This window comes from Mesorhizobium sp. M1E.F.Ca.ET.063.01.1.1 (assembly GCF_003998155.1).
Classification (GTDB): Bacteria; Pseudomonadota; Alphaproteobacteria; order Rhizobiales; family Rhizobiaceae; genus Mesorhizobium.
On record NZ_RZSC01000155.1, the window covers coordinates 1 to 10,049 of the forward strand.

Consider the following 10,049-nt stretch of genomic DNA (forward strand, 5'->3'; position numbering starts at 1 on the left):
CGACAAGGCGGCGACCGCCGCCATCCAGTCGCTCGCCGAAGCGCGCGAAACCCGCGTCCGCGCCGAGGAGCGGCTGACGGCGGCCGACGAGCGGCGCGCCGAGGTCGAGGCGCGCATCCAGGAAGCGCTGAACACGCCGCCGCATCTCGTCATCAAGCATACCGGTCTCGAAGCCGACGATCCGATGCCCGACATGGCCGAGGTCGAGCGCCAGCTCGACCGGCTGAAGATCGAGCGCGAGCGCCTCGGCGCCGTCAATCTGCGCGCCGAGGAGGAGCAGCGGGAGCTGTCCGAGCGTTTGGAGACCATCGTTTCCGAGCGCGAGGACATTATCGAGGCGATCCGCAAGCTGCGTCAGGCGATCCAGAGCCTCAACCGCGAAGGCCGCGAACGGCTGCTGTCGGCCTTCGAGGTGGTCAACGGCCATTTCCAGCGGCTGTTCTCGCATCTGTTCGGCGGCGGCACCGCCGAGCTGCAGCTCATCGAGTCGGAAGATCCGCTGGAGGCGGGGCTCGAAATCCTTGCCCGTCCTCCCGGCAAGAAGCCGCAGACCATGACGCTGCTGTCCGGCGGCGAGCAGGCGCTGACGGCGATGTCGCTGATCTTTGCCGTCTTCCTCACCAATCCGGCGCCGATCTGCGTCCTCGACGAGGTCGACGCGCCGCTCGACGACCACAATGTCGAGCGCTTCTGCAATCTGATGGAAGAGATGGCGAAGACCACCGAGACGCGCTTCGTCATCATCACCCACAACCCGATCACCATGGCGCGCATGGACCGGCTGTTCGGCGTCACCATGGCCGAGCAGGGCGTCAGCCAGCTTGTCTCGGTCGACCTGCAGGCGGCCGAGGCAATGCGCGAGGCGAGCTGAGGTAGCTGACCGCCCGGATCGACTGGGTTACTTCTCCGGTGCCGTGGCCGGCGCTGTGTAGCGGCGGCGCACGGCCTCCAGCACGCGCTTGCGGCTCTCCTCTGGCGACAGACGCTTGTCCTTCTCGGCCTCGGCCGTCTCGCGTGCCAGCTCCTTGTCCCTGATCTGTTGGCGGAACCATTTGGAATAGTCGCCGGCGCGCAGGTGATACTCCCAGGTCTTGTCGTCGATGCCTTCCGCCATCCGGGCGAAGATGATCAGATTGTAGGCCCTCAGATTCATCGCCTTTTTTGGCCCGGTGAAATAGAAGCTGGCGGCTTCATCGAGCTCGCCTTCGGCATATTTGCGGCTGTGCCGCTTCAGCGACTGGTCGGGTTCGATCGCCTTGACGGGGAAAGGCTTCTTGTCGTCCTGCGGCCGCCACAACAGCACACGGTCGCCCTTTGGCGTCGGGATATTCTTCGGCGCCTCCAGCCCGGCCTCCTTGCAAAAGGTTTTGATGACGCCCTTCGCCTTTGGGCCGAGGGCAATGACCGCCGTCACCAAACGCAAGGCACCTGTCGAGAGCGCTTCCGGATGCACGGTGATCAGCACCGTGCCCGGCAGCTCGAGCGAAAGCACGGCGCGGGTGTCCTCGCGCTTTTTGGGCAAAAGATGGTGCGCCTCGTCGATGATCAGCCAATTCGGCCTTGCCGTGCGGTAGCGGACGCTGCCGAGGCCTGGCAGCAATTCGGCAAAGAAATCGGGCCGCTCGTCGACCTTCAGCGCCAGTCCGTTGACCACAATGTTGTTGTCCGGCTTGTCGATCAGCTCCAGCAACTGGTCCTTGCTCGGCGCGCTCGAGGCATCGCCGAGCGGCACCGCGCCCTGCAGCCCGTCATAGTCGCCTTCCGGGTCGAAGATACAGAACTGCAGCCCTTTCTCGACGAGCCGCTCGGTGAGCGCCGTGGCCAATGTGGACTTGCCGATGCCGGAGCTTCCGGCGATCAGAACGGTCTCGACTGGCGACAGATAGATCTTCTTGCCATGAGCAGTTCCCAACAGAACGCCGCGCGAGCGCTTTCGAGCGATCAGATGGTCGAGCTTGATAAGCTTGTGGATCAGGTCCTCGACACCTTTGCCGCGGGCGCTTTTCGTGACGAGGTCGGCTGTCTCCTTCACAGCCGGCAAGGCATTGGCGACGGCAACGCTGCATCCCGAGGCCCTGAGGAAGGCGTGGTCGTTCTCGGCATCACCGACTGCGACCACATTGTGGGGCGAAAGCCGCAGGTCGGAGAGCGCGGCTGTCAGTCCCGTCGCCTTGTTGATGCCGCTAGGCAGGATCATCACTGCGCCCTTGTTGAAGATGATCTCCAGCTCAAGGCCGAGCTTCTTGATGACGTCTAGAACTGTTGCCTGGTGCGGTTCCCATGTGGCGACGATCGAACGCCCGACGGACAGCGGCTTGACGCCTCGCTTCTTGAGCTTGTCGACAAGGTCGGCTGACGGAGCAGGAGAGATCGTGCGCTCTTCCTCGCTGCCCGGCGTGTAGATCAGCGCGCCGTTTTCCGCGACCACCTTGTCGAAGATGCTGAGTTCGGGAAACACCTCTTTCAGATCCGGCAATTCGCGGCCGGTGACCAGGATGAGCTTGCGGCCGGACTTCTTCAGCTTCTCCAGCGCCGAGAGCGTGCTTGCGGCAACCAGGCCGTCATGCGCCAGCGTGCCATCGTAGTCGGTGGCCAATGCCATGAAATACATCGGGTGGTCCTCCCCGCTGGCGTCGCTCGGTCCCTCTGGAACGAACAACGCCTGTCGGCGGAAAAGGTTTAGGTCGACCCCTTGCTTCGCAACGACCGGGCGTTCCGCCCAGGTGACGACGACATACAGCGCCCCATGTGCGACTGGTGCGAGGAAGCCCACGGCAAGCCCCTTCGTCATTGCTAGTCATCAAGCCCTTCTTGGTCGATGGAACCCGGTCTGGACCATTACGTTCGATCTGATTGTTGTCGCTCGAATTCATTGAAGCTGCTTTTACGAAGCACTCACGCCGGAGTGAGAGGTCCATTGATGTATGTTTTCGTGGAGGTCCTGACCGTCATCCTCGTGGCGAGCGCGATGGCCATGGCGCTCGCCCACGCGCTGGAGCTGCCGGGCAAAATGCGGCTCTCCAGGCAAGAGTATTTTGTTGTCCAGCGGATCTACTATCCGGGCTTCACGATCGGAGGCGGCATCGCCGAGGTCGGCGGGATCGTCGCGACGTTTGCGTTGATGCTGACGTCGAGCGGCTCTGTCGAGCTCTGGCTGATTGCCTGCGCGTTGACCGGGCTCCTGATTATGCAGCTTGTCTTCTGGTTCATGACCCAGCCGATCAACAAGCACTGGCTGCAAGAGGTGGAATTGACTGCGCCGGCGAAGCGTTTCTTCGCAACCCAGGGCAGCGACGGGGACGCACTTGTGCGACGCAAGAGTGGACGGCGTTTCGTAACCGGTGGGAACTCTCGCACGTTCTCCGCGCGGTGTTGGCGATGCTGAGCCTGATCCTCCTGACCACGGCAATTGCCATCCAAGGCGGCTGATGTCCGGCCGGGTTTCTAATCGACTCGCTGGAGCTTCAGGGCAGGGTAGGGCTGATCGTCCGGTCGCGGTCGGTCGTCCCTAACGGCGCAGGGAGACCGGCGATGCCGGAACGGAAGCGCGCATCGAGGCTTTTGTCGCGATGTCCTCAAGGATCGCGACTTGTGGAACGAGTCGTGACAGACCTTTTTCGGGAGCCGGAAGACGCAACTCCGCTGAAGCCGGAGGAGCGCAAAGGGCTCCTAGGACAGGGCAGTTCTCGGTCGGCCCGATGTTGATGGCCGCGTTGCGAACAAATGGCGTAACGGCAAAGATGACGGGATAGAATGTGAACGCCTCGCACCGTGGCCCTTGCAGCTCAGCTTGGTGGCCAGGAAGATCGAAGGGTCCACCTCGCTTGGAGGCAGCTCCGCCGTCAGGCAATATCCACCAGAGCCATTGCGAGAGCGCCCGGGAGCAGAGAAGGCGAGCTACAAGGTCGCCCTACCTTAAACGGCAATATTCTGTTCGATCGACATGCCGTCACCAGGTCGATGAAAATCGCAATCTTTCGACATATGCAGATTGGCTCAAGGGCGCCGTACAAAAAGCGGAGCTACGAGCGAACGATCGGACCTGGTTGAAAATTTGACCCTAAGGTAATACCTTCTGTAAATCTGGTATTACGGAAGGCGACCATGACCACTACAGTCACAGCCAAGGGACAGGTGACCATCCCGAAGCCGGTCCGCGATCTCCTCGGCATTGGTCCGGGCAGCAAGGTTGATTTCCGCCGCGCTGCCGATGGTAGCGTGGTGCTTGCACGCGCCGACAAGGAGCCGCCGGCGAGCCGCTTCGCGAAATTGCGTGGTCATGCCGGCAAGGGGCTCGGTACCGACGAGATCATGGCACTGACGCGTGGCGAAGCGTGACACTGGTCGACACCAACGTTCTGCTCGACCTTGTCACCGATGATCCGAATTGGGCGGATTGGTCGATCGCTCAGCTGGAGGCGGCGAGCCTCAATGGACCTCTGCTGATAAACGATTCTGTCTATGCCGAGCTTGCCGTTCGATATGAACGCATCGAGGATCTCGAGGCGTTTGTAGTTGAGGCGGGGCTGGAGATCGCCCCGATGCCGCGAGACGCCCTGTTTCTCGCTGGAAAGGTCTTTACGCAGTATCGCAAGTCGGGCGGATCACGCACTGGCGTGTTACCCGACTTCTTCATTGGAGCCCAAGCCGCCGTCAACGGGCTGCCGCTGCTCACCCGCGACGTCGGCCGCTACCGCACCTATTTTCCATCATTGAAACTGATCACCCCGAACAGTTGAGCGATCCGTCCGGACACACAGTCTTGTGGTCAGGCAGGGGAGGGAGGAAGCCTTTTGTTCCTACAGTCCGCTCGCCTTGGCTAGTTGACTCGGAACCGATCGGCCGGCGCGGACATTTTCGCGTCATTTCGGCCGAGGCGTGGCCGAGCTGCTTTTGCACTTAGCGCTCGTCGACCTCGGCCGAAGAGGCGAGGCCTGCAGTGAATGGCCGGCAAACATTTGGCCGCGTTCGCCTTCCGACAGGTCGCCGCCGGCGCCGGCGGTGACTGCTGCACGCTTGATCAGCTGGGCCACCTCCTGTTCGTTCAATCGCTCGGCGCCGACAGCCTTGCCTTGCCCAATCACCCGCAGGAACAACGGGCCATTGGCCAACCCGAGCCAACTTCAGCCAGGTTGTCGGGTGCCACGACCGGGGAGGTGGCGTCGGAGGAGCCTCGGCCGATCTCGACCTCGCCGCCCGCGGCAAGCCCCCTCCATCATTGCTAGTCGCCAAATGCACCTACAAAGCTGGATCAGACACCGCGCCGATCTCAACGAAGCCGAGCAGGTGAATATCATCAAGGGCGCGGCCTGGGCGCGCGGCGGACGGGTCAGGCCGGGCGCCCTGCTGAACATCGGCTTCGTGCTGGCGTGCACAAGCGGATGTTCGGCGAGGTGTGGAGATGGGCCGGGAACCTTTCGCCGGACGGCGCCGAATAGGTATCGTCGCCTAATGAAGGCCGGCTAGCTCTGCATAGTTTAAGGCGCTCATGGCCAATGCCGGTGCGTCTATGGTCGAGGGCCAGAGGCGCCGTGGCTTCCGCCGGGCGTCATTTGCCGTCATAGGGACGGGAAAGCCGGACGCCTGGTCCGCCGCCATTTTCTGGGATAAATTCGACGCCAGCTGTTTCAAGCGCGCGACGAAGAGCTTCGACAGTAACTTGGTTTGCCCGTAAGGGCCCTGCGAGCGGCTCCAAGCGCTTGATTGTTGCCGTCGAAACTTTTGATGCTGCCGCTAGCTTCTTCTGATCCCATTGCAGCAGAGCCCGTGCCGCCCTCAGCTGCTCACTTGTTATCATTAAATATGATCCTATTGGCATCATATGATGCCTAAGGTATTGAAAATACCCTTGGCATCATTTAAGACTTTTGGGTGCAAAGCGGCCGAACAGGGTGGTGCAACACCCTATTCGACCTCGCCACAACCAAGCTGTTGAGGAGCTCGGATCATGGGTGATTCCGACAATACCACGACTCAGCCTCTCGTCACTCGGAGGAGGGTACTTGCGGGAACGGCAATTGCAATTGTTGGATCAAAGCGAAATGCGTTTGCCCGCAATGATTTGGAAACAGATCAATCCGCGGATCCCGCGGTGGTAGTGTGGCGCAAATGGCAGGCGGCTCACGAGCACACTGAACGGCTGTGCCGTCAGCAGCAGCGCCTTGAGCGGATACTCGCCGAGACCGTTGGCTTTCCTTGCGCAACCATTCAGCTGCGCGGGGGCAAGAGCTTGACGCTGCATTCACTTAGGGCGCTTCGCGACGTGCTCGATCATTGTCCAGAAGATACGGCAATGCGGGCGCGGGGTGAAGCCGACTTCGCGGCTCATCAGGCGCGCTGGGATGCCGCCGATAAGGAAATTGGCTATTCGGCAACATTGCGGGCCGAGCGCGAGGCTGCCGACCGAGCGGAGGATCTGCTTGAGCTATTGTCCGAAACGCCCTCTGCTTCCCTTGCCGGCGTGGTAGTCAAGCTTGATGCGGTGCTTAAGGTCGGGGAGGGTTCGGGGGACGATGCCGAGTTTCCCCGGCCGCAGATACGCTCGGTACTGGATGACGTTATCCGCATTGGCCGGGGTCTCGTTCCTAAACAGAGGTCGGGCTAGAATTGATTGCGCAAAGTATCGAAAAATGATACTTTGCGCACATGAAATCAGAATCCCGCCTGCACGCCCGTGACTTCATTTCCCGCTCCGCCGCCAGCGGGCGCTATCACTTCAACTCGTCCGACGCCCAGGACGCGCTTGGCGTATCGGCGGCTGCGACGAAGCTGGCCCTGCATCGCTTGAGTAAACAGGGCCTGATCGCATCCCCGGCACGAGGTTTTTACGTCATAGTGCCCCCGGAGTACCAATCTCTCGGCAGCCTGCCCGCCGAGCAGTTCATTCCGGCCCTGATGAAACGGCTGGGCCAGCCCACCTATGCGGGCCTGCTGTCCGCCGCCCAGTTCCACGGCGCGGCCCATCATCGTCCCCAGGAATTTCAGGTGATGGTGGCCAAGGCGCGCCGTCCTCTCGTTTGCGGCGTGGTGCGCGTGGGATTCGTCGTCCGCAAAAAAATCGCGTCTGTGGCCACCCAGAGCTTCAACACGCCGCGCGGCACTGTCCTTGTCTCAACCCCCGAGGCCACGGCGATCGACCTCGTCGGCTATCATGACCATGTCGGCGGCCTTGATCAGGTCGCGACGATCCTGGGAGAACTCGTCGACAGCATCGATCCTGAAAAACTGGTTGCCGCGGCCGAAACCGCTCCCGTGCCGTGGGCGCAGAGGCTTGGCTACCTGATGGATCGGGCCGGTGCGGACGACCGGACGGGACCGCTCAAAACCTATGTGCGCAAGCACGCGCGCAGCACGGCTGTCCTGTTGCCGGCCGCCTCGCAACAAGACGCCGTTCGTGATGACGGCTGGCGGCTTTCCATCAATGTCACTGTGGAGTCCGAGCTATGATCCCGCGCGACTACATCACTGAATGGCGCGCGCAGGCGCCGTGGGTTCAGGACATCCAGGTCGAGCAAGACCTCGTCATCAGCCGAGCGCTGGTGGAGATATTCTCCAACCCGGTGCTGGCCGACGCCCTGGCATTTCGTGGCGGGACGGCGCTCTACAAGCTCTATCTTAAGCCAGCCGCCCGCTATTCCGAGGATATCGACCTCGTGCAGATGCGCGCGGAGCCCGCCGGAGCCGTAATGGACGCCTTACGGTCGGCGCTCGATTGCAAGATCGGCATGGATTGCAATCATCTCGACCATGTGCCTGCGTAGGACTGCAAGATGCTCTTCGTTCATCGGTTTCATGACGGTGAGGCTTTCCTCGACCAGCTGCTGCCAAATAGCTTATATCCTGTTCGTCTCGTCACAGTAACCGACAAGGCCGATGCGCTGGGCATTGCCCATTTCGAGAGGAAACGCGCGCTGGCGGGACGTCCTTTGGCTGGCCGTTTCTCCAGATATTGCTAAAATAAGGCCGCTGCCGAACGGAAGGGATATCCCGATGAGCAGACATATCTTTGCCGTGCTGACCAATCCAGTGGAGGGACGCGAGGCAGAGTTCAATGCTCGCCCTTACCCTCTGACCTGACGAGCTCGATGCAATCGCGTTGCGGCGCTGCGTCTTACCCGCATCTAACTCCGGGAAGCTTTAGCGGTAACGGATTGCCTCGCCAAAGGCATGTTGACATAAAGATGTCTTTATGTGACTACTGGCTGAACAGTCGTTACAAGGACAAAGAATGTCGCAAAGTCCGTTCTCACTGGACGATCTGTTTGGTCCGGCCGGCGAGAAGCGAGACGGGTCGGAAATCCTGGCTACGCTTCAAGCTACTGCGCGCGAACGCATCCTGATCCTTGACGGTGCCATGGGCACCCAGATCCAGGGTCTTGGTTTCGACGAGGACCATTTCCGCGGCGACAGGTTCGTCGGTTGCGCCTGTCACCAGAAGGGCAACAACGATCTTTTGATCCTGAGCCAGCCCAAGGCGATCGAGGACATTCATTATCAGTACGCTATTGCCGGCGCGGACATCATCGAGACCAACACCTTCTCATCAACCTCCATAGCGCAGGCCGATTACGGCATGGAGAATGCCGTCTACGACCTCAATCGCGACGGCGCTCGGCTTGTCCGCCGTGCTTTGATCCGGGCACAACAGGAAGACGGCAAGCGGCGGTTTGTCGCCGGCGCTCTCGGGCCGACCAACCGCACCGCCTCGATGTCGCCGGATGTCAACAATCCCGGTTACCGCGCCGTGACTTTCGACAAATTGCGCTATGCCTATGGCGAGCAGCTGCGCGGGCTGCTCGATGGCGGCGCCGACATCATCCTGATCGAGACCATCTTCGACACGCTGAACGCCAAGGCGGCGATCTTCGCCTGCAACGAGATCTTTGTCGAAAAGGGCATTCATCTGCCGGTCATGATCTCCGGCACGATCACCGACCTGTCCGGCCGCACGCTCTCCGGCCAGACGCCGACGGCGCTCTGGCATTCGGTCCGTCACGCCAGCCCGTTCACGATCGGCCTCAATTGCGCGCTCGGCGCCAACGCCATGCGCGCGCATCTGGATGAGCTTTCGGGCGTAGCCGGCACCTTTGTCTGCGCCTATCCGAATGCCGGCCTGCCTAATGAATTCGGCCGGTATGACGAGAGCCCGGAATTCATGGCTGAACAGATCGAGGGTTTTGCGCGCGACGGATTGGTCAATGTCGTCGGCGGCTGCTGCGGCTCGACGCCGGACCATATCCGCGCCATCGCGGCGGCGGTGAAGAAATATCCGCCGCGCGCCATCCCGAAGATCGAGCCGAAGATGCGCCTGTCGGGCCTCGAGCCGTTCACGCTGACCGACGAGATTCCGTTCGTCAATGTCGGCGAGCGCACCAATGTCACGGGCTCCGCCAGGTTCAGGAAGCTGATCACGGCGGGCGACTATGTCGCCGCGCTCGATGTCGCGCGCGACCAGGTCGCCAACGGCGCCCAGATCATCGACATCAACATGGACGAGGGCCTGATCGATTCGAAGAAGGCGATGGTCGAATATCTCAACCTGATCGCGGCCGAGCCGGACATTGCCCGCGTTCCCGTGATGATCGACAGTTCCAAGTGGGAAGTCATCGAGGCCGGCCTGAAATGCGTCCAGGGCAAGCCGCTGGTCAACTCCATCTCCATGAAGGAAGGCGAGAAAGCGTTCCTGCATCATGCCAGGCTGGTGCGCGCCTATGGCGCTGCGGTGGTCGTCATGGCCTTCGACGAGGACGGCCAGGCCGACACCAGGGCGCGCAAGGTCGAGATCTGCACCCGCGCCTACAAGCTCCTGACTGAACAGGCAGGCTTCCCGTCCGAGGATATCGTCTTCGATCCGAACGTGTTCGCCATCGCCACCGGCATCGATGAACACAACAATTACGGTGTCGATTTCATCGACGCTGCGCGCGAGATCACCGCGACGCTTCCTCATGTCCATATTTCGGGCGGCGTGTCGAACCTCTCCTTTTCGTTCCGCGGCAACGAACCGGTGCGCGAGGCCATGCATGCCGTGTTCCTCTACCACGCCATCC

Annotated in this window: 9 protein-coding genes and 3 pseudogenes; 9 read left to right on the forward strand and 3 right to left on the reverse strand. The window is 61.4% G+C overall.

The genetic code is table 11. The features are described from left to right. The coding region (locus tag EOA29_RS13815; protein WP_145969671.1) for an AAA family ATPase at positions 1 to 871 on the forward strand (871 nt) is incomplete at its 5' end. Between the two features lie 27 nt (positions 872 to 898). On the opposite strand, the gene EOA29_RS13820 is transcribed toward EOA29_RS13815, so the two are convergent. Next, on the reverse strand, positions 899 to 2,611 hold the full coding sequence (locus tag EOA29_RS13820) for an HAD family hydrolase (RefSeq protein WP_127221021.1): 1,713 nt from the start codon (positions 2,609 to 2,611) through the stop codon (positions 899 to 901). A 309-nt stretch (positions 2,612 to 2,920) separates the two neighbouring features. Here EOA29_RS13820 and EOA29_RS13825 point away from each other — a divergent pair, with 309 nt between their 5' ends. From EOA29_RS13825 to EOA29_RS13840, 3 genes are all read left to right on the forward strand, one after another. Then, positions 2,921 to 3,385 (forward strand): DUF1772 domain-containing protein, encoded by a 465-nt coding sequence (locus EOA29_RS13825; protein ID WP_245468469.1) that lies wholly within the window; start codon positions 2,921 to 2,923, stop codon positions 3,383 to 3,385. Positions 3,386 to 4,104: 719 nt separating this feature from the next. Then, positions 4,105 to 4,338, forward strand: a complete 234-nt coding sequence (locus EOA29_RS13835; RefSeq protein WP_127221017.1) for an AbrB/MazE/SpoVT family DNA-binding domain-containing protein — start codon at positions 4,105 to 4,107, stop codon at positions 4,336 to 4,338. Then, a complete protein-coding gene (locus tag EOA29_RS13840) occupies positions 4,335 to 4,739 on the forward strand; it encodes a type II toxin-antitoxin system VapC family toxin (protein WP_127221018.1) in 405 nt (134 codons plus the stop codon). The genes EOA29_RS13835 and EOA29_RS13840 overlap by 4 nt, the downstream gene beginning before the upstream one ends. Before the next feature lie 80 nt (positions 4,740 to 4,819). Here EOA29_RS13840 and EOA29_RS13845 read toward each other — a convergent pair. Further along, a pseudogene (locus EOA29_RS13845) lies at positions 4,820 to 5,191 on the reverse strand (integrase); the annotation flags it as partial. A gap of 756 nt (positions 5,192 to 5,947) precedes the next feature. Between EOA29_RS13845 and EOA29_RS13855 the strand changes: the two are divergent. The 3 genes and pseudogenes from EOA29_RS13855 to EOA29_RS13865 form a co-directional block, all read left to right on the forward strand. Beyond that, positions 5,948 to 6,604 (forward strand): hypothetical protein, encoded by a 657-nt coding sequence (locus tag EOA29_RS13855; protein ID WP_127221019.1) that lies wholly within the window; start codon positions 5,948 to 5,950, stop codon positions 6,602 to 6,604. Positions 6,605 to 6,645: 41 nt separating this feature from the next. After that, on the forward strand, positions 6,646 to 7,446 hold the full coding sequence (locus tag EOA29_RS13860) for a type IV toxin-antitoxin system AbiEi family antitoxin (protein ID WP_127221020.1): 801 nt from the start codon (positions 6,646 to 6,648) through the stop codon (positions 7,444 to 7,446). Then, positions 7,443 to 7,652, forward strand: a pseudogene (locus tag EOA29_RS13865) (nucleotidyl transferase AbiEii/AbiGii toxin family protein); the annotation flags it as partial. The gene EOA29_RS13860 and the pseudogene EOA29_RS13865, both read left to right, overlap by 4 nt. A gap of 54 nt (positions 7,653 to 7,706) precedes the next feature. Here the strand turns inward: EOA29_RS13865 and EOA29_RS42970 are convergent. Then, positions 7,707 to 7,793: pseudogene (locus tag EOA29_RS42970) on the reverse strand (protein-L-isoaspartate O-methyltransferase); the annotation flags it as partial. Here EOA29_RS42970 and EOA29_RS41380 point away from each other — a divergent pair. Together EOA29_RS41380 and EOA29_RS13875 are read left to right on the forward strand one after the other, a co-directional pair. Then, the gene (locus EOA29_RS41380) at positions 7,770 to 7,955 is read left to right on the forward strand and encodes a hypothetical protein (protein ID WP_189434680.1); all 186 of its coding nucleotides are present in this window, start codon (positions 7,770 to 7,772) and stop codon (positions 7,953 to 7,955) included. The pseudogene EOA29_RS42970 and the gene EOA29_RS41380 overlap by 24 nt on opposite strands. Before the next feature lie 272 nt (positions 7,956 to 8,227). Continuing rightward, positions 8,228 to 10,049, forward strand: a 1,822-nt coding sequence (locus EOA29_RS13875; RefSeq protein WP_189478892.1) for a homocysteine S-methyltransferase family protein, incomplete at its 3' end; no start/stop codon positions are given.

Coding starts and splice junctions, on each gene's coding strand:
- EOA29_RS13820 (WP_127221021.1), bottom strand. CDS start 2,611: ATGTATTTCATGGCATTGGCCACCGACTACGATGGCACGCTGGCGCAT.
- EOA29_RS13825 (WP_245468469.1), top strand. CDS start 2,921: ATGTATGTTTTCGTGGAGGTCCTGACCGTCATCCTCGTGGCGAGCGCG.
- EOA29_RS13835 (WP_127221017.1), top strand. CDS start 4,105: ATGACCACTACAGTCACAGCCAAGGGACAGGTGACCATCCCGAAGCCG.
- EOA29_RS13855 (WP_127221019.1), top strand. CDS start 5,948: ATGGGTGATTCCGACAATACCACGACTCAGCCTCTCGTCACTCGGAGG.
- EOA29_RS13860 (WP_127221020.1), top strand. CDS start 6,646: ATGAAATCAGAATCCCGCCTGCACGCCCGTGACTTCATTTCCCGCTCC.
- EOA29_RS41380 (WP_189434680.1), top strand. CDS start 7,770: ATGCTCTTCGTTCATCGGTTTCATGACGGTGAGGCTTTCCTCGACCAG.